Annotated in this window: 23 protein-coding genes; 17 read left to right on the top strand and 6 right to left on the bottom strand. The window is 71.1% G+C overall.

Annotation, left to right across the window (positions count from 1 at the left end; all coding sequences use genetic code 11):
• Nucleotides 1-101: 101 nt before the first annotated feature.
• From gp17 to KZ820_RS15425, 12 genes are all read left to right on the top strand, one after another.
• The gene (gene gp17 / locus KZ820_RS15370) at nt 102-509 is read left to right on the top strand and encodes a tail completion protein gp17 (protein WP_219749492.1); all 408 of its coding nucleotides are present in this window, start codon (nt 102-104) and stop codon (nt 507-509) included.
• A 402-nt stretch (nt 510-911) separates the two neighbouring features.
• On the top strand, nt 912-1,313 hold the full coding sequence (locus KZ820_RS15375) for a phage major tail protein, TP901-1 family (protein WP_183921855.1): 402 nt from the start codon (nt 912-914) through the stop codon (nt 1,311-1,313).
• Nucleotides 1,310-1,639, top strand: a complete 330-nt coding sequence (locus KZ820_RS15380; RefSeq protein WP_219749493.1) for a GTA-gp10 family protein — start codon at nt 1,310-1,312, stop codon at nt 1,637-1,639. Before KZ820_RS15375 ends, KZ820_RS15380 begins: the two co-directional genes overlap by 4 nt.
• Nucleotides 1,636-1,842, top strand: a complete 207-nt coding sequence (locus KZ820_RS15385; RefSeq protein WP_219749494.1) for a phage tail assembly chaperone — start codon at nt 1,636-1,638, stop codon at nt 1,840-1,842. Before KZ820_RS15380 ends, KZ820_RS15385 begins: the two co-directional genes overlap by 4 nt.
• Complete coding sequence (locus tag KZ820_RS15390) at nt 1,835-2,392, top strand: tail tape measure protein (RefSeq protein WP_219749495.1); 558 nt, start codon at nt 1,835-1,837, stop codon at nt 2,390-2,392. Before KZ820_RS15385 ends, KZ820_RS15390 begins: the two co-directional genes overlap by 8 nt.
• Nucleotides 2,392-4,671 carry a DUF2460 domain-containing protein gene (locus tag KZ820_RS15395; RefSeq protein WP_219749496.1) on the top strand — a complete coding sequence of 760 codons (2,280 nt, stop codon included), beginning with the start codon at nt 2,392-2,394 and terminating at the stop codon, nt 4,669-4,671. Before KZ820_RS15390 ends, KZ820_RS15395 begins: the two co-directional genes overlap by 1 nt.
• Nucleotides 4,668-5,471, top strand: coding sequence for a phage/gene transfer agent baseplate hub protein (locus KZ820_RS15400; protein ID WP_219749497.1), 804 nt, complete (start codon nt 4,668-4,670; stop codon nt 5,469-5,471). The genes KZ820_RS15395 and KZ820_RS15400 overlap by 4 nt, the downstream gene beginning before the upstream one ends.
• A 356-nt stretch (nt 5,472-5,827) precedes the next feature.
• Nucleotides 5,828-6,169, top strand: a complete 342-nt coding sequence (locus KZ820_RS15405) for a peptidoglycan endopeptidase (protein ID WP_308462248.1) — start codon at nt 5,828-5,830, stop codon at nt 6,167-6,169.
• Nucleotides 6,170-6,581: 412 nt separating this feature from the next.
• On the top strand, nt 6,582-8,675 hold the full coding sequence (locus KZ820_RS15410; protein ID WP_219749499.1) for a GTA baseplate fiber-binding domain-containing protein: 2,094 nt from the start codon (nt 6,582-6,584) through the stop codon (nt 8,673-8,675).
• Between the two features lie 165 nt (nt 8,676-8,840).
• Entirely contained in the window at nt 8,841-9,341 is a 501-nt protein-coding gene (locus tag KZ820_RS15415; RefSeq protein WP_219749500.1) for a DUF2793 domain-containing protein, read from the top strand.
• 120 nt (nt 9,342-9,461) lie between these two features.
• Nucleotides 9,462-10,586 carry an OmpA family protein gene (locus KZ820_RS15420; RefSeq protein WP_219749501.1) on the top strand — a complete coding sequence of 375 codons (1,125 nt, stop codon included), beginning with the start codon at nt 9,462-9,464 and terminating at the stop codon, nt 10,584-10,586.
• Between the two features lie 160 nt (nt 10,587-10,746).
• Nucleotides 10,747-12,699, top strand: coding sequence for a TonB-dependent receptor domain-containing protein (locus tag KZ820_RS15425; RefSeq protein WP_219749502.1), 1,953 nt, complete (start codon nt 10,747-10,749; stop codon nt 12,697-12,699).
• 212 nt (nt 12,700-12,911) lie between these two features.
• Here KZ820_RS15425 and KZ820_RS15430 read toward each other — a convergent pair whose 3' ends face one another.
• From KZ820_RS15430 to thrS, 6 genes are all read right to left on the bottom strand, one after another.
• Entirely contained in the window at nt 12,912-13,121 is a 210-nt protein-coding gene (locus KZ820_RS15430) for a hypothetical protein (protein WP_219749503.1), read from the bottom strand.
• A gap of 228 nt (nt 13,122-13,349) precedes the next feature.
• Complete coding sequence (locus tag KZ820_RS15435) at nt 13,350-16,160, bottom strand: TonB-dependent receptor (protein ID WP_219749504.1); 2,811 nt, start codon at nt 16,158-16,160, stop codon at nt 13,350-13,352.
• 210 nt (nt 16,161-16,370) lie between these two features.
• Nucleotides 16,371-16,904, bottom strand: coding sequence for a translation initiation factor IF-3 (gene infC, locus KZ820_RS15440; RefSeq protein WP_183921845.1), 534 nt, complete (start codon nt 16,902-16,904; stop codon nt 16,371-16,373).
• Between the two features lie 83 nt (nt 16,905-16,987).
• Nucleotides 16,988-17,323 carry a hypothetical protein gene (locus KZ820_RS15445; RefSeq protein WP_219749505.1) on the bottom strand — a complete coding sequence of 112 codons (336 nt, stop codon included), beginning with the start codon at nt 17,321-17,323 and terminating at the stop codon, nt 16,988-16,990.
• 163 nt (nt 17,324-17,486) lie between these two features.
• On the bottom strand, nt 17,487-18,077 hold the full coding sequence (locus tag KZ820_RS15450; protein ID WP_219749506.1) for a Uma2 family endonuclease: 591 nt from the start codon (nt 18,075-18,077) through the stop codon (nt 17,487-17,489).
• A gap of 304 nt (nt 18,078-18,381) precedes the next feature.
• Nucleotides 18,382-20,367 (bottom strand): threonine--tRNA ligase, encoded by a 1,986-nt coding sequence (gene thrS / locus KZ820_RS15455; RefSeq protein ID WP_219749657.1) that lies wholly within the window; start codon nt 20,365-20,367, stop codon nt 18,382-18,384.
• Between the two features lie 254 nt (nt 20,368-20,621).
• Here thrS and KZ820_RS15460 point away from each other — a divergent pair, with 254 nt between their 5' ends.
• From KZ820_RS15460 to KZ820_RS15480, 5 genes are all read left to right on the top strand, one after another.
• Nucleotides 20,622-21,248 (top strand): retropepsin-like aspartic protease family protein, encoded by a 627-nt coding sequence (locus KZ820_RS15460; RefSeq protein ID WP_219749507.1) that lies wholly within the window; start codon nt 20,622-20,624, stop codon nt 21,246-21,248.
• 314 nt (nt 21,249-21,562) lie between these two features.
• Nucleotides 21,563-22,630, top strand: a complete 1,068-nt coding sequence (locus KZ820_RS15465; protein ID WP_219749508.1) for a hypothetical protein — start codon at nt 21,563-21,565, stop codon at nt 22,628-22,630.
• A gap of 11 nt (nt 22,631-22,641) precedes the next feature.
• Entirely contained in the window at nt 22,642-23,046 is a 405-nt protein-coding gene (locus tag KZ820_RS15470) for a hypothetical protein (protein ID WP_219749509.1), read from the top strand.
• Between the two features lie 159 nt (nt 23,047-23,205).
• Nucleotides 23,206-23,622, top strand: coding sequence for a hypothetical protein (locus tag KZ820_RS15475; protein ID WP_219749658.1), 417 nt, complete (start codon nt 23,206-23,208; stop codon nt 23,620-23,622).
• 153 nt (nt 23,623-23,775) lie between these two features.
• Nucleotides 23,776-24,198, top strand: coding sequence for a hypothetical protein (locus KZ820_RS15480; protein ID WP_258048246.1), 423 nt, complete (start codon nt 23,776-23,778; stop codon nt 24,196-24,198).
• The last annotated feature ends 124 nt before the right edge of the window (nt 24,199-24,322 follow it).

Below are 24,322 nucleotides of genomic sequence, written 5' to 3' on the forward strand. Positions count from 1 at the left end.
GCGCTGCTGCCCGGCGCGCGGGTCGAGCTGGTCGACGAGGGCGTCGCGGTGAGCGGGCGCGGGCTGGTGCGGCGCTGGCTCGCCGACCCGCGGCTCGGCTGGTGGCGCGCGTGAGCGCCGCGGCGGAGAGCGCCACCGCGGCGCTGCGCGCGGCGGCGCTGGCGGCGCTGCGCGACATCGGCGTGACGCGCGTGTTCGACGGTACCGCGCCGCGCGCGGCGGTGCCCTATGCGCTGCTGCGCGAGCTCGCCGCGACCGACTGGGGCAGCAAGAGCTTCGACGGGCGCGAGCTGCGGCTGGGCGTGATGATCCGCGACGAGGGCGAGAGCGGCGCGCGCGCCGAGCGGCTCGCGGCGGCGGCGGAGGCGGCGTTGCTCGCGCTGCCGGGGCGCGCGGGCGCGTGGCAGGTGGTGAGCGTCGCCCCGGTGCGGCTCGCGCTGGTGGCGGAGGCGCCGGCGCGCTGGGCCGCGCTGGTCGACGTCCGCGTAAGGATGCTGCGGGCGGGGTGAGGGGGGGGCGCTGGCGCTCGGGCGGTCGGAACAAGCGACTCGCGCGTGTCTCCGCCGAGCACGAACGGCCCTTCCTCATCCCCGCTCCTCCGTCATCCCCGCGAAGGCGGGGATCCAGACGCGCGGGTCTCACGATCGAAGAGCGGGGCGCACGGCTCTGCCTTCTTCCCGCGTGCTCAGCGGCCGAGCCTTCGGCGCCGATGTCGGCGAAGGAGCCGGCGCCTCAGCGGTTCTGGATCCCCGCCTTCGCGGGGATGACGGGAGGGAGGGCGGACGCGTCCGAGCGGCACGGCAGCGATCCGCGCGCGCTTACGCCGCCGCGAGTCGGCCGGTCACAGTCGCGTACCTGACCGGCATCACGCACCCCGACCCATCCCACCATCATCAACCAGGAGAACCGAAATGGCAGCGGAGAGAGGCAGCGCGTTCCTGCTCAAGGTGGCGGACGGCGCCGGCGGCCATCGCACCGTCGCGGGGCTGCGCACCACGCAGCTCAGCGTCAACGGCGAGGCGGTCGCGATCACCAACAAGGATTCGGGCGGCTGGCGCGAATTGCTCTCCGGCGCGGGCGTGCGCTCGGTCAGCGTCGCGGCGGCGGGGATCTTCACCGGCTCGGCCGCCGAGGCGCGGGTGCGCGCCAGCGCGCTGGCGGGGACGCTCGACGACTATCGGCTCACGTTCGAGAGCGGCGAGGCGCTGGCCGGGCGCTTCCTCGTCACCAAGCTCGACTATGCCGGCGATTACAACGGCGAGCGCAGCTACACGCTGGCGCTGGAGAGCTCGGGCGCGGTGGTGGCGGCATGAGCCCGGCCGCGAACCCCGCCCCCGCCAATCCCGCGAGGGGCGAGGCGGCGATCCGCGTCGCCGGCGAGACCTTGGTGCTGCGCCCGAGCTTCGCCGCGCTGGTCGCCGCCGAGCAGGAGCTCGGCCCGCTGTTCGCGCTGGTCGAGCGCGCCGCGGCGGGGCAGCTCGCGCTGGCCGAGCTGGCGGCGCTGTTCTGGCACTGCCGCCACGACTGGCCCGCGGCGCTCACCCGCGACGCGCTCGGCGAGGCGCTGGTGGCGGGCGGGCTCGCCGCCGCCACGCCCGCGCTCCACGCGCTGCTGCGCCAGGTGCTCGCGGGGCGATGAGCCAGGCCGACGCCACCTTCGCGGCGGCGGCGACGCGGCTCGCCGGGCTGGCCGCGCTCGCGCTCGGCTGGCGCCCCGACGAGTTCTGGCGCGCCACGCCCGCCGAGCTCGCCGCGCCGGGCGCCGCGCTCGCGCCCGCGCAGCCCGCGCCCCCCGACGCCGCGCTGCGCGCGCGCTTGCAGGAGATGTTCCCCGATGGATGAGGAGATCGAGCGGCTGGTGATCGGCGTGCGCGCCGACACCGCCGGTTTCGCGCGCGACCTGGACGCGATGCGCGGCCAGGTCGAGGGCCCGTTCGCGCTCGGGGCCGCGCGCGCCGGGCGCGGGCTGGAGCATGCGCTGCTCGAGGCGGTGCGCAAGGGCAAGCTCGGCATGGATGAGCTGCGCGGCGCCGCGATGGGGGCGATGGACGCGGTGGCGCGCGCGGCGCTGCGCGACGGCGTCGCGAGCGTCACCGGCGGCGGCGGCGTGACGGGGCTGCTCACCGGCCTGCTCGGCGGGCTGTTCGGGCTGGGCCACGGCGGCGGTGGGGGCGGCGGCGGTCGCGAGCGCGGCGCGCCGATCCCGTTTTTCCCGATGCAGCGGACCGGCAGGGCGAGCCTGCTGCGCGAGACCCCGGCGCCGTCGCGCCGCGGCGACCTGCGGCTCGCCATCACCGTCAACGCGCACGCGGGCGAGGCGCCGCGCGCGCTGGAGCGGTCGGCGCGGCAGGTGGCGCGCGCGGTGCGTGCCGCGCTCGAGGAGGCGGAGTGATGCCCTATTGGCTCGCCACAGCGCGCGTCGAGCAGGCGACCGACTGGCTCACGCGCTTCGACCCGCGCTACTGGACGGTTAATTTCCCGCGCCCGATGATGGCGGCGGCGACCAACCCCGCGCCCGACGTGCTGCGCGTCGACGCGGTGTTCTACCGCCGCGACGATCTCGCCGGGATCATCTGGGAGAGCGTCGACCACCACGATCATCCGCTGCTCGGCTATGACACCGCGCGCGACTATCGCGCCTGCCGGCTGCGCTTCCGATGGCGCTCGTCGGGAGTGCGCGCGCTCGACCAGGTCGACGGCCCGACGCTGACGATCGAGGGGCGCGACGCCGCCGGGCAGGTGCGCGCCTGGTACGTGCGGCTGTGGAACTATGCGAAAGGCGCGCCCGAGGACGCCGAGGTGACGCTCGACTTCGCCGCGCTCGACGCCGGCTACGCGCTGCCCGCCGACCGCGACTCGGTCTGGACGGGCGACGTGGACCGGATGTTCGTCTCGCTGGTCGCGCCCGGCTACGACCGGAGCGCCGCGCCGCTCGACGCGCCGGCGGAGGGCTGGGTCGAGCTCAGCGGCATCACCGTCGACGGCGCGGGCGCGGTGCTGGCGATCGGCGACGTGGTGGTGCCCGCGCACGACCTGCGCGTGGCGAGCGGCTACGACGACCATTACCACCTCACCCCGGCGCGGCTGCTGCGCAACGCGCTCCAGCTCGGCTATCGCGGCGCGATCGACCATTATGTCGGGATGAGCCACTATTTCCGGCTCGAGGCGGCGGGCGCGGGCGCGGAGACGCGCTGGCTGGTGAGCCGCCGCGGCGGCACGCTCAACGCGCCCTGCGTCGCCTGGCACGCCGATCTCGCGCGGCGCGCGGCGCAGCTCGGCTACGAGCTGATCTGGTCGCTCTCCTACGAACTGCTCGACCGCCACTGCTGGGACGATTGGAAGCAGCGCGCCGCCGACGGCACCCCGGCGCTGACCGGCTGGGACCCGCCCTCGACGCTGCTGTCGCCGACCCACGCGGCGGCGATGGACTATCTCCAGGCGGTGGCGCGCGCCCTCGTCGCGATCGGCGTGGGCGCGGGGCTGGCGCCGCGCTTCCAGGTCGGCGAGCCGTGGTGGTGGCTCACCGCCGACGCGCGCCCGTGCCTGTACGACGCGAGCGCGCGCGCCGCGCTCCAGCCGGTCGCGATTCCCTCGCTGCGCGGCGCGCTCGACGCCGCGCAGCTGGCGACGCTCGACCGCGCCGCCGCCGCGCTGGCGCGCTCCACCGCCGCGCTGGCGGCGGCGGTGCGCGGCGACTGGCCGGAATGCGTGACCTATCTGCTGATCTACCTGCCGACCTTGCTCGATCCCGCCGTGCCGGGCGCGCGGCGGTTGAACCTCCCGAACGACTGGGCCGCGCCCGCGTTCGACTGGCTCCAGCTCGAGGACTACGATTGGGTCACCGCGGGCGCGACCGGCGCGAGCGAGCGCGGCGCGGCGCTGGTCGGCGCGACGCTCGGCTATCCGGCGGAGCGGCAGGAATATCTCGCCGGCTTCGTGCTGCGCGCCGACGACCGCGGCGAATGGGCGCCGATCCTCGCCGCGGCGGCGGCGGCGCGGCGGCGCGGCGTGGCGGCGCGCTACTTGTGGGCGCTGCCGCAGGTGCTGCGCGACGGGCTGGTCTATTGGCAAGGGGAGGACGAGATGGACGCCTTCGACGACGTGCTGTTCCCGCTCGCTTTGGGGCGCGAGGCCGAGGTGGCGCCGGGCTTCTCCACCGCGGTGACGACCAGCGCGGGCGGGCACGAGACCCGCACCGTCGCCTGGGCCGAGGCGCGCACGCGCTACGACGTCGGCCCCGGGGTACGCAGCGAGGCCGATATCGCGCTGCTGCTCGCTTTCTACCGCGCGCGCCAGGGGCCGGCGCGCGGCTTCCGGCTGCGCGACCCGTTCGACTGGCAGGCGCGCGACGTGACGCTCGGGCACGGCGACGGCGCGACGCGGCGCTTCGCGCTGGTGACTCGCTACGGCGACGCGACGCGCCGGATCACGCGGCCGGTGGCGGGCACGCTGCGCGTCGCGGTGGCGGGGGCGGCGACCGTGGCGTTCACGCTGGAGCCGCTCGGCGTGATCGTGCTCGACGACGCGCCCGCGGCGGGCGCGGCGGTGACCGCGTCGTTCGATTTCGACGTGCCGGTGCGCTTCGCCGAGGACCGGCTGAGCGTCGTGCGCGCGACCTATCTGGCGGGCAGCGCGCACAGCGTGCCGCTGGTGGAGCTGCGCGAGGCATGAGCGACCGGGTGCTGGCGCTGGCGCTGTGCTGGCGGCTCGAGCGGCGCGACGGTGTCACTTTGGCGCTGACCGCGCACGACCGCGATCTCCTGATCGACGGGCTGGTGTATCGCGCCGCGCCGGGAATGACCCCCTCGGCGGTGGCGCTGGGCAGCGGGCTCGACGCCGACACGATGGCGGCGGAGGGCGCCTTCACCGCCGCGGCGATCACCGCGCGCGACCTCGCCGACGGGCGCTGGGACGGCGCGCGCGTGGTGTGCCTCGCGGTCGACTGGAGCGATCCGGGCGCGGCGCCGCTGCCGCTCGGCGAGGGGCGGATCGGCGCGGTGACCGCGCGCGACCGCGACTTCACCGCCGAGCTGAGCGGCGCGCAGGCGCGGCTCGACCGCCCCGCGGTGGAGCTCACCGCGCCGAGCTGCCGCGCCGAGCTCGGCGACCGCCGCTGCCGCGTGATGATGGCGGCGCGGCGGCGCTTCGCGCGCGTGGTCGCGGCGGAGGGGGTGGCGGTGACGCTCGACGCGGCGGAGCCGGTGGCGGGGGCCTATGCCGGCGGCGTGCTGCGCTGGTTCGGCGGCGGCAACGCGGGGCTGGTGAGCGCGGTCGCGGCCTCGTCCGGCGCCGGCGTGACGCTGGAGGAAGCGCCGCCGCACGCGGTCGCGGCGGGGACGCTGGTGGAGCTGATCGAGGGCTGCGACAAACGGCTCGCCACCTGCGCGGCGCGGTTCGGCAATTCGGTCAACTTCCGCGGCGAACCCTATGTGCCGGGGAACGACCTGCTGACGCGCTATCCGGCGGGGTGAGGGGGTGTATGGCATGGAGGAACCCCCCGTACGGGCTGGGTCGTCGCGAGTTTTCGGCACCCAGGATCCCCGGGGACGGAGCAGCGGGTCGGATCGTCCCCCCGACGATCCTTGACCATGCAGGGCATGGTCAACCCGGTGCCGGGGACCTTGCGCAGCATGGGGGAGGGGGGCGTCCACAGGCGAGCCGGGCCGCGTGCGGACGCCTCCCCTCGTCAGGCCTGCGGCCTGCCGGTGCGGGCGAGATCCTGTCCCCCGGACACGTTCTTGGCTTGCCGAGGGCAAGCCAACGCCCGCACTCCCCGTGCCGGGGAGGATCTAGCGCACTCCTCGCCGCCGCGCGCTCGCTGATCGGCGTGCGCTTCCGCGCGCAGGGGCGTGACCCGGCGTTCGGGCTCGACTGCGTCGGCGTCGTCGCGGTGGCGCTCGCGCGCGCCGGGGCGGAGGTGCCGCTGCCGCGCGACTATCGCCTGCGCCGCGGCACGCTGCCGCCGCTCGCGCTGCCGCCGGGGCTGGTGGCGTGCGACGGCGCCGCGCCGGGCGACGTGCTGCTGCTGCGCGTCTCGCCCGCGCAGCTCCACCTCGCGGTGCGCACCGAGCGCGGTCTCCTCCACGCCGACGCCGCCGCGGGCCGCGTGGTGGAACGACCGGGCGAGTCGCCGTGGCCGCTGGTGGCGGCGTGGCGCTGGGGAGGGTGAGGGGGCGACCGCTGACACTCGCGCGACATCGTTCCCCGGCGAAGGCCGGGGCCCAGGTAGGGAACGATGCTGAGGGCGGGGGCGCTCCGCACCCCTCATCCTTTCCACCCCGGCGCACGCCGAGGTCCAGGCGGGGCACGTCGGTGAGTTCAACGCCAGTCTTCACACCTGGGCCCCGGCGGCCGTCGGGGCGGAGCCTTGGGGAAGGCGGCGCCTCGTCCGCGATCGGCCCGTGCGGGCGAGATCGATCCGCCCGCCTCGCCCTACCGACCACCCCGGCGCACGCCGCGGTCCAAGTGGGGCACGTCGGTGAGTCCCACGCTGGCCTTCCCACCTGGGCCCCGGCCTGCGCCGGAGCACGATGCGCCCCCAACCTCGCTCGCCGACCTCGACACCACGGAGACGCACCCGCATGGCCACGCTCGTCCTCTCCACGCTCGGCCGCGCGGTCGGCGGGCCGATCGGCGGCGCGATCGGCGGGCTGCTCGGGCACCAGCTCGACCGCGTGCTGTTCGCGCCGCGCCATCGCGCCGGGCCGCGGCTGGCCGAGCCGCGCGTCCCGACCGCCGCCTACGCCACGCCGCTGCCGCTGCTGTTCGGCGTGACGCGGGTGGGCGGCAGCCTGCTGTGGTCGACCGAGCCAGCCGCCGCCGCGCACGCCGCGCACGGCAAGAGCGGGCGTGGCGGCGGCGCGGGCTACACCGCCTCCTTCGCGGTGGCGCTGTCGGCGCGGGCGATCGTCGACGTGCGGCGCATCTGGGCCGACGGCCAGCTGCTGCGCGGCGCCGCGGGCGACTGGAAGAGCGCCACCGGCTTCCGCCTCCATCGCGGCACCGAGGACCAGCTGCCCGACCCGCTGATCGCCGCGCACGAGGCGCACCCGCCGGCGTTCCGCGGCATCGCCTATGCGGTGTTCGAGCAGCTCCAGCTCGCCGACTTCGGCGGGCGCGTGCCGATGCTATCGTTCGAGGTGATCGCCGACGCTGCGCCGGTGCGCGTCGGCGACGTCGCGCGCGCGATCGGCGCGGGCGCGATCGTCGGCGCCGGTCCCGACGCCACCGTCGACGGCTATGCCGCGAGCGGCGACAGCGTGGCGGGCGCGCTGGCGCCGCTGGCGAGCCTCACCGGCGGCTGGTTCGTCGCGGTGCCCGGCGGGGTCGCGCTCGCCGACCGCTGCGACACGACGCTCGCGCTCGACGACCCGATCGCGCGCGAGACGCTGCGCCGCCCGGTCGAGACCGCGCCGCGCGCGGTGACGGTGGCGTATTACGATGCCGCGCGCGACCATCAGGTCGGCGCGCAGCACGCGGGGCGCGGCGGCGCGGGCTGGCGCGAGGAGACGGTGGAGCTGCCCGCGACGCTGACCGCCGCGCGCGCCGCCGCGCTGGCACGCGACACGCTGCGCCGCGCCGAGCGCGCGCGCGTGTCGCGGACGGTGACGCTCGACGCGCGCGCGCTGGCGGCGCGGCCCGGCGTCGCGGTGCGGCTCGACGGCGAGGCGGCGGCGTGGCGGGTCACACGCGCGCGCTACGAGCAGCACGCGGTGACGCTCGAGCTCGCCGCGCTCGACGACGCGCCCACCGCGGCGACGCCCGCCGACGCGGGGGCGGCGCGCTGCGCGCCCGACGTCGCGATCGGCGCGACGCTGCTCCAGCTCGCCGAGCTGCCGCCGCTCGACGACGCCGCGCCCGCGATCGAGGGCGTGACGGTGTTCGCCGCGGGGACCGCACCGGGCTGGCGTCGCGCCGCGCTGCTGGTGAGCGACGATGCCGGGGCGAGCTGGACCGCGGCGGGCGACACCGCGCCGGCGGCGGTGATCGGCGCGCTGGCGGCGCCGCTCGCGCGCGCGCCGGGGACACTGGTGGACCGCGCCGGCACGATCGAGCTGCTGCTCGCGCACGACGACATGGTGCTGGAATCGTGCGGGCCGCGCGCGCTCGACCGCGGCGCCAACCTCGCCCTGGTCGGCGACGAGCTGGTGCAGTTCGCCGACGCGCGCCAGCTCGCGCCGCGGCGCTGGCGCCTCTCCACGCTGCTGCGCGCGCGCCGCGGCAGCGCGGCGGCTACCTGGGCCGCGGGCGCGCGCTTCGTGCTGGTGGAGCGCGCGACGAGTGTGACGGTGGCGCCGCCGGGCGCGCGCGCGGGCGACACGTTGCGCGTGCTCGCCGCGGGCGTGGGCGACGCCGCGCCGCTGAGCGCCGAGCGCGTGCTCGACGGCAGCGCGCTGGCCCCGCCCGCACCGGTGCACCTGCGCGCGCGCGCCATGGCGGACGGTGCGACGCTGCTGCGCTGGGTGCGCCGCAGCCGCTACGGCTGGCGCTGGGACGAGGCGCCGGTGCCGCTGGGCGAGGAGCGCGAGCTGTACGTCGTGACGCTCGACGACGCCCGCCGAGTCACGGTGGCGGCGCCGACGCTGCTGCTGCCGGCGGGGCACGGCGTGCGCCGCGTGGCGGTTCGGCAACAGGGCACGCTGGCGCTCTCGCGCGCGGCGGAGCTGGTACTGTGAGGCGAGAGGGTGTGATCGCGCGGCGACGCGGCGGAGGTGCGCGCGGCGCGTCGCCCGGCGGCCCCCCACGCTCTCGACGCGACGGCGCGCAGGCGCGGTCGTCGCCTCTCCCGCGGCGTCGCGTGACCATGCTCTGTCACCACCCGGGCAAGCAGGAGACGATCGATGAGCGACGACACGACCGCGCGGCTGGCGCTGCCGCTGCTGGTGAGCGGCCAGGCGCACAAGGAGGAGACGCACAACGAGGCGCTCGCGCTGATCGACCTCGCGCTGTGCAGCGCGGTGGAGGCGAGCGGCGTCGACGTGCCGCCCGACGCGCCGCTGCCGGGACAGTGCTGGATCGTCGGCAATGCGCCGCGCGGCGCCTGGTCGGGGCAGGCGGGCGCGCTCGCCGGCTGGACCGGCGCGGGCTGGCAGTTCGTCGCGCCGCGCGAGGGGCTGCGCGCCTGGGATCGTTCGCGCCAGTGCGTCCTCGCCTGCACCGCGGCGGGATGGGAGAGCGGCGTCGTGCGCGCCGCGCGCGTGCTGGTCGACGGGCAGCAGGTGGTCGGCGCGCGCGGCGCCGCGATCCCCGATCCGGGGCAAGGAGACGGCGACCAAGTGGCGCGCGCCTGTCTCGCCAACATCCTGGCAGCACTGCGCGCACACGGACTTATCGCGTCGTGAGCAGGCGCGGCGGTGTTGTAATCGCGCAACAGCACCCAGGATTTGTCAGCTTGTTCGGAAACCAACTAGCCGATAGTGAGTTTGCGCTGTCCGTAGTGACACCATGGAAAGGGGATTATGATGCGTAAGCTTGCCATGATCATGGCGCTTGCCTCCACCGCCCTCGCCACGCCCGCGCTCGCGCGCGACAAGGCGTGGTATGTCGGCGTTGAGGGCGGCGCGATGATCGTCGAGGATATCGATTGGGATATCGCCGGCTCGACCACCTCGCTCACCGGCACCGGCACGACCGACTCCAACTACGGTTGGGACGTCGACGGGATCATCGGTTACGACTTCGGCGCGTTCCGCCTCGAGACCGAGGTCGGCTATCGCCGCGCGACGGTCGACAGCTTCCGGACCACCGCTGGCGTGCCGATCAGCGGCACCGCGCAGCTGCCGGCGGGCACCTATGACAATGTCGGCGGCCGCACCTCGGCGCTGAGCTTCATGGTCAACGGCCTGCTCGACTTCGGCGAGGACGATGGTCTGCAGGGCTTCGTCGGCGGCGGCGCCGGCGTGGCGCGGGTCCAGGCGCGCCTGAACCCGACCAACTCGTACACGCTGCTCGACGACTCGGACACCGTGTTCGCCTGGCAGGCGCTCGCGGGCATCCGCGCGCCGCTCAGCGATCACCTCGACGTCTCGCTGAAGTATCGCTTCTTCAACGCGGACAATGTCGAGCTGTTCGACGCGCGCGGCAGCTCGTACGACGGTCGTTTCCGGTCGCACAGCCTGCTCGGCGGCGTGACCTACAACTTCGGCGCACCGGAGGAGGCTGCTCCGCCGCCGCCGCCGCCGCCGCCGCCGCCGCCGCCTCCGCCCCCGCCGCCGCCGCCGCCGCCCGAGGTGGTCTGCTCGCCGGGTCCGTTCATCGTGTTCTTCGAGTGGGACAAGTCGGACATCACCCCGGAGGCCGCGTCGATCCTCGACAACGCCGTCACCCAGTATCAGAACTGCCAGAACGCGCAGGTCATGCTGGCGGGTCACGCCGACCGCTCGGGTTCGGCCAAGTACAACGTGGGGCTGTCGCAGCGCCGCGCGGACTCGGTCAAGGCGTACCTGACCTCCAAGGCGATCCCGGAGAACGTGATCAGCACCGAGGCGTTCGGCGAGAGCCGTCCGCGCGTCGACACCGCCGACGGTGTCCGCGAGGTGCAGAACCGCCGCGTGGAGATCACCTACGGTCCGGGTGCGGGCCAGTAAGGTCGATCGCTACGGCGAACGAGATGGGGAGGTCGGCGCGAGCCGGCCTCCCTTTCTTTTTGGGCCACGCTACCCGCGGCGGCGAGAACCGCTCGCTCGCTTATTGAGAATCATTCTTACGGCCATCTAACCTGCACCCGGTCGACGAGCGGAGAGCGAGATGGGCGCGGGTCTGGTGGCTACGATGGCAGCCGCGCTGGTGCAGGTGGCCGGTACCGGTGTGCCGGCGCCGGACGCCGCCGACGTGGTCGTCACCGCGGCGGCGCGCGCCCAGACCGTCGCGGAGGCGCCGGCGAGCCTCTCGGTCATCAGCGCGGACGATCTGGCGTGCTGGCCGATCCGCGACATCGCCGACGCGCTCGAGCAGGTCGAAGGCGTGACGCTGCGTCGCGCCGGCAACCAGCGGCTGGTGCAGCTGCGCGGCCTGCCGAGCGCCTACACGTTGTTCATGATCGACGGGAAACGGGTGAGCGCGGGCAATGCGGCGTTTCGCGGCAACGACTTCGACGCCGATTGGGTACCGGCCGAGGCGATCGAGCGGATCGAGGTGGTGCGCGGGCCGCTCTCGTCGCTGTACGGAACGGACGCGATCGGCGGCGCGGTCAACGTGATCACCCGGCCGGTCGGTACCGCCTGGCACGGCTCGCTGAGCGACGACCTGGTCGCGCAGCAGGACCGTGGCAGGGGTAGCTATGGCAAGGCCGGCGGCTTCGTCAGCGGCCCGCTCGTGCCCGGTCGGCTCGGCGTGAAGGCCTATGCCGGCTATGACGTGCGCGCGGCCGATCGCCGCCCGCATCGTGCCGACGGTACGGTGCTGTCCGGCCTGGATCGCGTAACCGACTACGTCGCCGACGCCACCCTGGCCTGGACACCCGGCGCGCGCGACACGGTGTCGCTCGATCTCGGACGCGCCGCGCTGACGCACGGGGCCACGCCGCTGACGCGGGGGAGTGCCGCGCTGACCTATGCGGGCGCGGCGGACTGGGGCGAGTGGCAGGTGCGCGGGGACGCCGATCGCATCCGCAATGCCGCGGGCAACGTGACCGGCCAGCGCCATCCCAATCGCGCCGACGACGCGACACTCGACGCCCGTTTGACTTTACCCGCGGCGCGGCTGGCACAGACGCTGGTGCTCGGCGGCGACTACCGCCACCAGGCGCTGTACGATCCCGCCAGCCTCGCAATACCATCGGGTGCCGCCGCGGTGTCGCAATCGGCGCTGTTCGCGCAGGAAGAGTGGCGGTTCGCGCCGGGCTGGCAGCTCACGCTCGGCGACCGCTACGACCATCACGCGCGTTTCGGCGGGCACCACTCGCCGCGCGCTTATCTGCTGTGGCAACCCGCTGCCCGCCTGACCCTGAAAGGCGGCTGGGGACGCGCCTTCCGCGCGCCGACGCTGCTGCAGAACAGCCCGGGCTGGGGTTCCGTGTCGTGCGGCAGCGCCACCAGCGGCTGTTACATCGTCGGGTCGCCGCTGCTCCGTCCCGAGACGAGCGCGAGCTATGAGACGGCGCTGCGCTATGACGCGCCCGCGCTCACCGCCGCGGTGACGCTGTACCGCACCGATCTGGACCATCAGATCACGATCGAGAACCGCACGCGCGACCGCGCGCTCGCGCCCGCCTACGCGAATTTCGTCGGCTTCCTGCCCGATGGACGGCCGATTTTCCGCTACGAGAATGTGGCGCGCGCGCAGAGCCGCGGCGTCGAGGCGAGCGCGCGCGTGGTATGGGGCCGATCGTGGACGCTGTCGGGCAATTACACCTATCTCGACGCGCGCAACCGCGTGAGCGGCAGGGCGCTGCCCAGCATCTTCGCGCCGCGCCACTCGGCGCATCTCACGCTGGACGGCGAACGCAAGTCGGTCGGCTGGTATGCGAGCGCCAGCTATATCGGGCACCAGTATCTCGCCGCCTTCGCCGACCCGCGCCGCGACCTCGAGCGCGCCGGCTATGCGACGCTCGACGGCGGCGCGCGCGTCCGCCTCGGCGCCGCGGCGACGCTACGCGCGGGGGTGCTCGACGTGTTCGACCATAAGCGGCGGCGGCTTGTCAGCGCCGACTATGACGAGGACGGTCGCCGCCTGTTCGTCGCCACGACGCTGCGCTTCTGAGGCCGTCGCCGCGACGGGTCCTTCCGCACCAACACAGGGCGAGCTCGGGCGGTGTGGGTGGTCGTGAGCTCCGGACGATGCATGCGCCATGTCCGCGCGAAGGGCGCGCCCAGCAGGCGCGCGCGGGTGTGAAACGAGCCTCGATCAGCGGTGGAGCGGCGTGTCGCGGCGGCGAGAAGGCGCCCGCCCGCCGGCGTCGTCGCGCATCCCGTTCAGTAGGGCGCGCACTCGCGGCGGCGGGCGTGGCCCTTGGGGGTGAGCACGAGATGGCCCAGACGTTCGCGCACGAGCCCTTCGCGCATCATCATCCCGATCGTGTCGGGATGCTGGCTCCGCGAGACGATGAGGCTGCTGCCCGCACTGCGCGCGGTCCAGAGGATCTGTTCGAGCTGCTCGGCCATCGACTGGCCGAGAACGTCCACGTTCATCACTTCACCCCCACGGGCGCTCGGGCGATCTTGCTAATTTATTCTATCGCAAGAAGCCCCTAGTCAGAACCGATTCGCCGATGTTGACGGCAGATCATTAACCCAATTTGACGAAGATAAGGTTAATAGATTCGACAAGAACGCCGTGGGACGAGTGAGTCGAGCGACGGATCGAGCCGCGGACGCCACCGCGCTCGGCGGTGGCGCCAAGTCGAGCATGGATCAGAAGCGGGTGCGCAGCGTCACGCCATAGGTGCGGGGCTCGGCGAGGAACGACGAGAACAGTTGATTGCCGACGCCGCCGAAGCTGCGCACCTGCTCGAGGCTCCCCGCGCCCTGGAACGGCGTGTTGAAGGCGACCTGCTGGTAATCGGTGTCGAGCAGATTCTGTGCCCAGACCTCGACCGCCCAGCGCTCGTCCCGCCCGCGCAGGCCGACGCGCGCGTTGACCAAGGTGAAGCCGTCCTGGATCTTCTCGGCGAACAGATCCGAGCCGGTGTTATAGTCGGACGACGTGCGCTGATCGACGTAGAAGAGCGCGCTCATTCCGCTGTCGCCGATCGGCGGTGTCCAGCTCAGCGACGTCGTGATCACGTTGCGCGGCGCGTTCGAGATCTGCGCGCCGGAGAGCAGGAACAGCGCCGGGTCGAGCGCCGCGCCCGCGTCCGAGCCGACCAGGTTGCGGCGATACTTCGTCTCCGCCAGCGTATAGCCCATGTTGAAGGCGAGATGCTCGACCGGGTAGATCCCGGCCTCGAGCTCGACGCCCTGGCTGCGCACGCCGTATTTCACGTCGCCGGTGCAGACGCCGGTCGCCGCGCTGGCGTCGCGGTCGGCACCGTTCAGGCTCTCCGAGCAGGAGCCGATATTCTCGACGACATAATTGGTGCCGTTGAAGGTGTTGAGCTGGAAGTTCTTGAACTCCGAGCGGAACGCCGCGGCATTGAAGGTGAAGGCCCGGCTCGAATATTTGAAGCCGATCTCATAGGCGTTGACCGTCTCGGGATCGAAGCGCAGCCGGCCCGCGTCGATGTTGGCGATCGTCGCTGGATTATAGGCGTCGCCCAGGTCGGAGCGGTCGAGGTTGTAGCCGCCCGCCTTGTAGCCGCGCGAGTAGCTGGCATAGGTCATCAGCCGGTCGCTCGGTTTCCAGCTCAGCACCGCGGTGCCGGTGAACTGGCTCTCGTTGAAATCGTCCGCGATCTGGCGGCCGTTGAGCGCGGCCGAGCTGTTGCCGGTGCAGGCGAGCGTGGCGATGCCGCGGGTGAGCGCGGCGAGCTGCGCGTTGTTGAAGAGGTTGCCCGCGGGGCCGGCGCCGAGCAGCGTCTGGATCTGCGGGCAGACGGTGTTGTTGTTGCCGAAACTTGCGTCGAACTTCTTGCGCTCGTGCGTCCAGCGCAGGCCGCCGGTGAGCGAGAGCGTGTCGGTCAGCTTGAAGATGTTGTGCGTGAAGACCGCGAAGCTCTGGCTGTCCTGGTTGTAGACGTCGCGCGTGGTGCCGAGGTCGTTGAGCGTGCCCAGCAGGCGGATGTTGGCGAGCAGCAGCGGCGTCGCCGCGCCGAACGCCGGGGTCGTCCCCGGCACCTGGCCCGAGAGGATCGCGGTGCCGGCGGCGCTGAGGCAGCCGGGATTGGCGGGGTTGCGCAGCGCGGCATTGGGGTTGATCGTCGCCACGATGCGGCACGCGGCGAAGGCACCATAGTCGCGGCCGAACTTGAGGTTGTCGACGACCTGTAGGTCTTCCTTGCTGTAGAAGCCGCCGATCAGCCAGTTGAGCCGGTCGCCGAAGGCCTCGCCGTTGAGCCGCAGCTCCTGGGTGAAGGTGTGGAACTGGCGGTAATTGTTGCCGTCGTTCGGGCGATAGCCGATGTCGAGCACGTTATAGTCGATGTCGCTCGCGCCGTCCGACTTATACTCGCGGTAGGCGGTGATCGAGGTGAGCGAGGCACCGCCCAGGTTCCAGTCGATCTGGCCCGAGCCGCCGTAATCCTTGGTGACGTTCGAATAGGCGCGCCCCGGCGTGTTGGCGATGCGACGGCTGTACGGGTCGCTGCCGCTCGGGAAGACCGAGCCCGCGGGATAACCGCGCAGCGCGGCGAGTGAGGTCATCACGCTGACGATACGGTTGCCGGCCGGGTTGATGGCATAGTCGCCGGGAGTGCCGGGCGTGGGATCGATCTTCTCGCGCGTGTCGACATAGACGGCGCCGCAGCATTTCTCGTCGCGGCGGGTATAGTCGCCGATCAGTCGCAGCGAGAAATTGGACGAGGGTTCGAGCAGCAGCTGGCCGCGGACGAAATAGCGGTCGCGGTTGTTGAAATCGGTGTCGTTGGCGACGTCCTTGTAGAAGCCGTCGCGCTTCTGCCACACGCCGTCGACGCGGAAGGCGAGCACATCCTTGATGATCGGGCCGGTAAGCGCGCCCGCCGCGCGCCAGAAGTCGTAATTGCCGTAGGTGCCCTCGGCATAGCCGCCGAAGTCGAACGACGGCGCCTTGGTATAGATGTTGATCGCGCCCGCCGAGGAGTTGCGCCCCGACAGCGTGCCCTGCGGCCCGCGCAGCACCTCGATCCGATCGACCTCGCCGAGATCGTTGAGCCCCGAGCCGGTGCGGCTGCGGTAGACGCCGTCGATGAACACCGCCACCGAGCTCTCCAGCCCGGGATTGTCGCCGACCGTGCCGACGCCGCGGACGCGTGCCGAGGCGTTGGCCTCCGATCCGGTCGAGGAGACGTTGAGCGAGGGGGCGAGCTGCGCCATCTGGCGGATGTCGGTCGCGCCCGAATTCTGCAGCGCCTGCTGGCTCACCGCGTTGATCGAGATCGGCACGTCGGCGAGCCGCTCGGAGCGGCGGGTGGCGGTGACGACGATGTCGTTGGCGTTGAGCTCGCGCGTGTCGCCTGCCTGGTTGGATGTGGTGTCGCTCTGCCCGTCGACCGCGGCGTTGCTGGTCACCGGGCTGGCCTGCTGCGCCAGCGCGGGCGCCGCGACGATCATCGCGGCCGACGACAAGAGGATATTGCTCAGTCGCATGGCGGTCCCTCTCCCAAGGTCCTGTTATCCCGCCCCTCGTTTTCGAAGGTTCGGTATTGGGAGAGCTTAGCGCACGACTATGGTTCGTCTAGCGCTTTCGTGCCCGACGTGGTGATTTTCAATATCGGGTGTGGAGCGCGCGCAACGCCGCGGCGGCGCGACGCTACGGAAAGCGGGCGGGCCGCGGCGCGGGGCCGCGGCCCGATCGGCTCACTTGGGCGCGAGCACCATCAGCATCTGACGGCCTTCCATGCGCGGATAGGCCTCGACCTTGGCGACCTCGGCGACCTGCTCGGCGACGCGCTGGAGCACGTTCATGCCGAGCTGGCCATGGCTCAGCTCGCGGCCGCGGAAGCGCATCGTGACCTTGACCTTGTCGCCCTCGCCGATGAATTCCGCCACCTTCTTCATCTTGGTGTCGTAATCGTGATCGTCGATGTTGGGACGCATCTTGATCTCTTTGATCTCCTGCGTCTTCTGCGACTTGCGTGCGAGGTTCGCCTTTTTCTGCGCCTCGTACTTGAACTTGCCGACATCGAGGAACTTGGCGACGGGTGGATCCGCGTTGGGCGACACCTCGACGAGATCGAGCCCGACCTCGCGCGCCTGCTCCATCGCCTCGCGCGTGTACATCACGCCGAGATTCTCGCCCTCGTGGTCGATCACGCGGACCTTGGGGCTCTGGATCCACTCGTTAAAGCGGGGCCCGTTCATCGGAGGCGCCTGCATCGGCCGGCGCATCATGGGGGGAGGTATAGGTAATTCTCCGTTGGCTGTTCTGCCGGCCAATATAAGGGAGAATGCGCGCTTTTAGAAGGGGCGGCGAGTCATCGCGGCGGCTGGCGGTGCGCGGGGGCGTCGAGCAGGCTGCGCGTGGCGCGATCGCGGTTGTCGATCTCGGCGCGTGCCGAGTCGGACAGGCCCCCGCCGGCGGCGTAGCGTGCCGCGATGGCGGCGTTGACGTCCACCTCGGCCTCCGCGCGGCGGGCATCCCCGCGGGACAGGCGACCGGCGCGCCGCTCGCGCGCGATGCTGTCGCGCGTGGCGGAGAGATCGGGCGCCACGCCCGAGTCGGTGCGCGGCAGCGGCGCGATCGGGCCGGGGCGCTGCGCCGCGGCGGGGGCGGCGAGCAGGAGGGGCAGGAGGAGAAAGGCGGATCGCATCGACGTTTCTCCCAAGATCGGAACAGCTGCTCCATCCACCGCCCCGGCGGACGCCGGGGCCCGGTCGGGAAAGCCGTGGTGGCTTATCCGCTACGTCCCCCACCTGGACCCCGGCGTGCGCCGGGGTGGCAGGGAAGGGGCGAGTGGATCGCCACCCCGTCCTTCACCAGCGTCGCACCGGCGGGCCGTCGATCTCCTCCAGGCAGACGCTCACCTCGGGGAGGAGCAGCGCGGTCACGCGGTCGTGCGCCTCGTATTCCTCGACGCCGCTGTACGCGCCCTGAACCGGCGCGCGATGCACCCGGATCGTCTTGCGGATCGCGTCCACCACCCAATAATCGCGCACGCCGAAGGTGGCGTAGCGCGGCGCCTTGACGCGCAGGTCGTAGCCGATCGAGGAGACCGCGACCTCGATGACGAGCAGCAGGTCCGGACCGCGCACCTCCTGTGAGCCGATCTCGGCGGACCAGACGGCGAGGTCGGGCTCGTGCAGGTCGGCCGGGGCGAAGGCGATCTCCGCCGCGACGAACACCCCGAGCGCGCGCGGGAGGCTAAGATTGAGCAGATGGCCGAGGCGCTGCTTGACTCGCTCGTGGTCGCTCGACCTCGCCGCCGCCATCGGCACGATCTCCCCGTCGATCAGGTCGAAACGCTCGTTCTCGGCCAGGAGTCCCGCCTCGGTGAGGGCGTAGACATCCGCGACGGTGAGCCGGGGCGGGATCGTGCCGGCCTTGATCTGCTGCCAGATCGTCACCTTCGCCTCCTTGCGTCAGGCACGTGCGCCCGCTCGGCGCTTGCTGCCACCTACCGACGCGTCTTCCCGGCCCCTTCAACGCCGCCTGCGACGTCGCTCAGGGCAGGCCTGAGTCGGGATCCATGTCGCCGCGAGAGCGACGGCCGCAGTGTACGCGGTACCATGGATGCCGGGTCAAGCCCGGCCTGACGGGACAAGCGGTGATACAGCCGACGTCGGCCGCTCTGGGTCACGAGCGAGGCGTGTCGCTCGCGCCGACGTTCTCCCGCCGGCGGCCACACGGGTCAGCCCGCGCCCGCCCGCCTCAGCGCAGGTCGGGCGCGGTCGCTTCCCCACGCAGCATCGCCACCGCCGCGTCGAGTGTCACCACCTCCTGCGCCTGGCTGCCGAGCCGGCGCAGCGCGACCTTGCGCTCCTCCGCCTCGCGCTTGCCGACCACCAGCAGCACCGGCACCTTCGCGACCGAATGCTCGCGCACCTTGTAGTTGATCTTCTCGTTGCGCGTGTCCGTCTCCACCCGGATGCCCGCCGCGCGCAGCGCCGCCGCGACCTCGGCGGCGTAATCGTCCGCGTCGGAGACGATCGTCGCCACCACCGCCTGCACCGGCGCGAGCCACAGCGGGAAGCGCCCGGCGTGATGCTCGATCAGAATGCCGATGAAGCGCTCGAAGGTGCCGAGGATGGCGCGGTGGAGCATCACCGGGCGGTGGCGCTGGCCGTCCTCGCCGACGTAGCTGGCGTCGAGCCGCTCGGGCAGCACGCGGTCCGACTGAATCGTGCCGACCTGCCACGTCCGCCCGATCGCGTCGGTGAGGTGGAACTCCAGCTTGGGGGCGTAGAAGGCGCCCTCGCCGGGCAGCTCCTCGAACTTCGCCTTGATCGCCTCCGACAGGCCGGAGGCGTGCACCGCGTCGCGCAGCTCCTGCTCGGACTTGTCCCACATCGCGTCGTCGCCGAAGCGCTTGTCGGGGCGCAGCGCCAGCTTCACCGCATAATCCTCGAAGCCGAGGTCGCGGTAGACGCTGTCGAGCAATTCGCAGAACTTGCGCACCTCCTCGACCAATTGGTCCTCGCGCACGAAGATATGCGCGTCGTCCTGGGTGAACTGGCGGACGCGCATGATGCCGTGCAGCGCGCCGTGCGGCTCGTTGCGGTGGCAGCAGCCGAACTCGGCCATGCGGATCGGCAGGTCGCGGTAGCTCTTGATGCCCTGCTTGAAGATCAGCACGTGCGCCGGGCAGTTCATCGGCTTGAGCGCCATCAGATCGCCCTCGCCCGACAGCACCGGCCCCTCTTCCTCGACGTTGGGGATCTCGTCCGGCACGACGAACATGTTCTCGCGATACTTGCCCCAGTGGCCCGACTGCTCCCACTGGCGCGCGTCCATCAGCTGCGGCGTCTTCACCTCGGCATAGTCGGCGGCGTCGAGGCGGCGGCGCATATAGGCCTCGAGCTGGCGCCACAGCACGAAGCCCTTGGGGTGCCAGAACACCGAGCCCTGCGCCTCGGCCTGGAGGTGGAACAGGTCCATGTCCTGGCCGATGCGGCGATGGTCGCGCTTGGCCGCCTCTTGCAGCATGTGAAGGTGCGCGTCGAGCTGCTTCTTGTTGAGCCAGCCGGTGCCGTAGATGCGGCTGAGCATCGCGTTCTTCTGGTCGCCGCGCCAATAGGCACCCGAGACGCGCGTCAGCTTGAACGCTTGCGGGTCGAGCCGCCCGGTCGTCGGCATGTGCGGGCCGCGGCACATGTCGAGCCACTCGCCCTGACGGTAGATCGTCAGCTCCTCGTGGTCGGGCAGCTCGGCGGCCCATTCCGCCTTGAAGGTCTCGCCCTGCCGCTGCCACGTCTCGATCAGCTGCTCGCGCGTCCACACCTCGCGCGTGAACGGCTCGTTGCGCGCGATGATGCGGCGCATCTCCTCCTCGATCGCGGGCAGGTCCTCGTCGGTGAACGGCCGCTCCTTCGGCGCGAAATCGTAGTAGAAGCCGTCGTCGGTGGCGGGGCCGAAGGTGATCTGCGTGCCCGGGAAGAGATGCTGCACCGCCTCGGCGAGCACGTGCGCGAGATCGTGCCGCGCCAGCTCGAGCGCCTCGGCCTCGTCGCGCTGCGTCACCAGCGCCAGCGTCGAATCCCGCGTCAGCGGGCGCGAGAGGTCGCGCAGCTCGCCGTCGACGCGCGCCGCGATCGCGGCCTTGGCCAGCCCGGGCCCGATCGCGGCGGCGATCGCCGCGGGTGTGGTGCCCGGCTCCACCTCGCGGACCGAACCGTCGGGCAGCGTGATCGAGAGCATGTCCATGGAGAATCTTCCTGCGAGAACCGTGGGGCACGCCCTAAGGCGCGCGTGACGCGACGAAAAGAGGGAGCCTGCCCGGCGTGGCGCGGGCGGCGGGGCGCGTCAGCGGGTGACGCGCGCGCCGGCCGTGGGCCGCGCCGGGATGCTAGTAGTGAGCGGGGCCGTGCGCATGGTGGCGCGTATATAGCTGCGTGAGACCCGCGGCGCCAGCGCGGCCTTATCCGCGGCGGGCGCGTCCCTATATCTGGGGCATGCCCGTCGACGTCTCGGCCAACCCGCATTTCTACCTGCTGCTCGGCGCCTTGCTGGTGGCCGCGATCGTGGCGCGGCGCGTGCCGCTGCTGCGCACCTTGGTGAGCCTGGCGGTGTGGGGCGGTTTGGCGGTGCTGCTCTACACGCTGCTGGTGGAACGCGAGCGCTTCGATCCCTGGCTCGGCCGCGTCGCCGCCGCGCTCGACGTCGAGAGCCAGCAGGTCTCGGGCAGCGAGACGCGCGTGACGATGAGCCCCGACGGCCATTTCTACGTGCGCGCGAAGCTCGGCCCGCCGGGGGCGGCGGTGGAGCGGCGGCTGCTGGTCGACAGCGGCGCGACGATCACCGCGCTGTCGCCCGCCACCGCGGCGGCGGCGGGGGTGGAGGTGCGGCCGGCGACCTTCCCGCTGCTGCTCAAGACCGCCAACGGCACGATCCGCGCCGACACGGGCGCGCTGGCCGAGCTGCGCTTCGGCAACGTGGTGGCGCGCGACCTCGCGGTGGTGGTGTCGCCCGCCTTCGGCGACGTCGACGTGGTGGGGATGAACTTCCTGTCGCGGCTGAGCTCGTGGCGGGTCGAGGGGCGCACGCTGATCCTCACGCCGCACCACCCGCAGGAGGCGTAGGGGGGGCGGCGGGGCGGGGCCATCGGGCTGTCATCTTGACTGCCAGGATGCTCCCTCTCGCCCCACACTAGCCGTCACCCCGGCGATAGCCGGGGTCCAGTTGGAAGACGTTGGTAAGTCCCACCACGGCCTACCCAACTGGGCCCCGGCCTTCGCCGGGGCGACAGCGTAGGGGCGAACGCCCCTCGACACACCAATCGCGCCGTTTCTCTCCTTGCGCTGACCCGGCACGGTGATTGCACGCCATCGGCAATTGCCTTGTTGGAGGATGTTGCTCAGATGTTCTCGCCGCGTCAGCAGAGCGGGGCGACACGATGAACATGGAGCGGGCATGGATACCGGCGGGGGTGAGCCCCGCCGAACGACGGCGCTTATTCTCGATCTGGATCCGGACGGGGCGGATCCCGACGCGCCGCGACGACGGCATCGAGCTGAAGTTCAACCCCTGGCACGACCCGCGCGACGGTCGCTTCACGTCCGGCCCGGGCAGCGAGGCGGCGGCGCGCGACGGAGCGCCGGGGCGGGTAGGTGAGGGCGGCGGCGGCGCGGGGGAGGGCGGCGTCGTCCGCTCGGACGGCGTCTACCGGCCGGGCGAGCCGGGGCCGACGCTGATCCCGATCGGCGCGCCGGAACCGCCCGAGACGCGCGGCGGCAACATCCGCGCGTTCGAGGACCCGATGACGCTGGATGAGTGGCAGGTCGACGAGCATTCAGCGCTCGGGCCACCACTCAGGCTGGCAGATCAGATCTTCGATATAACTGGGCCGGGGGCAGAAGTCCGAACCGCGCTGATGCGGGTGCAGGCCGAGAAGATCCTCAACGACATCCATCAATTAGACCCGACTTATGTCTTTCAGTCCTTTCAATTTCCTTATAGCGAAGATGGGCAGCGGCGGCTCATCGACGGACTCCGCTTCGACCGCGCGGTTTTGACCATGCGGGTGAAGGGCAATCTTGAGCCGCTGCAGCTTGAGACTTACCGGTTCGCGCAAGGAGCCACGAATGACGCCTACCAAGAAGGTTTGAGGCGTCTTAAGCTGACAATGCTTCCGATCCGGCTGAGTGAACGAGAGGCACTTGGAAATTTCGTTGACCAACGCGTTCGCGAGCAGTTGCGGCAGCGGTTCTTCTTGGCTGGAGTTGATTGTTCCGGCGCTGGGCCGGTCAGGCTCAATCGGAACGAGGCTGTCGGCGAGAACGGGCGATTTCGTCGCCCCGATATCAGGGTCGGTGACGTTGCCTTCGATGTCTCGCTCTCGGCAAAAACTAGAGGGCAGGCGCAGATACGGGGTTTCTTCAACGCTAACTTCAAGCCGTCTATGGTTGTCATCATCCGGCCCAGCGAGCTGGGTAGAAGCACAAGCTACATTCTCCGTCGATAGGGGGCAGCCTTATGAACGACTATGTATTCAGAAGTCCGCTGGCAAGCGGCGCGCCCTTCATCCCTGCTAACTTGGGAGAGCTGGATGATCAGCTCGCATCGATGATGCTCGAGGCCCCGACCTTTGTCGATCGGCTAGGCTTCTTGCCCGACCAGACGATCGATTCGCGCTTCCATCAGCTCGACACCGCGCTGAGCCGAGTGAAGCCGAAGCTGGGCGCTGAGAGCTACGCTAAAGCGGTCGATCTGTCTGCGCGAGCCAAGGCACTGTTTCTAAGCGATCCCGATATGACGAACGGGAAGACCAAGGAGGGCATCTGGCTGCTCGACGAGATCAGCCAGCTTATCACCGACGCGCGGCGCCGCCGGGTCAAGGCCGAGCTGAGGGACGATGAGGGCGAGGTGACCGGCGACTGAAGATCAGCCGTGGCGGGTGGCAGGCCGGGATGCCACGTAGACCGCAACGTCTAAGTGGCAGGTTGTAATACCCTGCATTGATAGGACCTAGCCATCTACAATCGTCATTTTCAAGCCGTCGCAGGAAGGTGGGTCATATATCCTAAGGAGAGCAAGGTGATGATCGAGGAAGAAGAGAATTTCGTTTTCCGAAGCTCTATCACCAATCCTCGGCCTTATGTGCCGCAAGCGCTGAGCGAGATCGAGGACCAGCTTGGCTCGATGATGCTGAAATCTCCTCACTTCAAAGACAGGACAGGGTATTTTCCTGATTTAAGCCTAGAATCAAGTTTCTTTAAACTCAACAGTGGCCTAGACCGTATGCGCGAGAAGCTCGGGGAGGATGTTCACGCCAAGGCCATCGAGCTGTCAGGCCGCGCAAAGGCGTTGTTCCTACAGGCACCAGATATCGCCAGCGAGAAGACGAGGGAAGGCAATCGGCTGCTCGACGAGATCGATCAGCTGATCAACGCGGTGCGACGCCACCGCTACGAGAGCGGTCTCACCGACGATGAGGGCGAGGTGACCGGCGACTGAAGATCAGCCGTGGCGGGTGGCAGGCCGGGATGCCGAATGAACGGCACGTCTGACCGGCAGGTGGAAAGATCTCGCGCACAGGGGTTTGCCATTTTCAGTCGCGATTGTCAGGCCAACGCAGGAAGGTGATGCCTGCCAGAGGGAAGCTACAAATTGAGCGACAGCGAGGAAGAGGAATATTTTTACCGTAGTTCCATCACTACACCAGGTCCATATATACCAAAAACCTTGGGAGAGATATACGACCAACTCGGGCCGATGGTATTGTATGTTCCAAGAAAGTTCAAAAAGAAAACCGGTTACTTTCCGGAAACATTCCTCGAGGCGGACTTCTATGAGTTGAACAATGGCCTGGAGCTCGTGCGAGAGAAGCTGGGCGAGGACGACTACGCCAGGGCGATCGACATGTCCGCGCGTGCCAAGGCGCTGTTCGAGGCCGATCCCGATATGACGACGGGGCAAGCCGAAGACGGCATCGTGCTGCTCGACGAGATCAGCGACCTGATCCGGGACGCTCGGCGCCGGCGCGTCAGGGCGAAGCTGAAGGACGACCTGGGCGAGGTGAGCGGCGACTGACACTCGTCGAGCGCAGGCGATCGGTCGGGGGCGGCAGGTGAGGGAGGGCGAGCTGGGCGAGCCGCGGTGCCTCTCACACACACCTTCCCACCTGTGCCCCGGCCTGCGCCGGGAAACAGGAGGC

Origin of the sequence: Sphingomonas citri (assembly GCF_019429485.1) — a bacterium.
Taxonomy (GTDB): domain Bacteria; phylum Pseudomonadota; class Alphaproteobacteria; order Sphingomonadales; family Sphingomonadaceae; genus Sphingomonas; species Sphingomonas citri.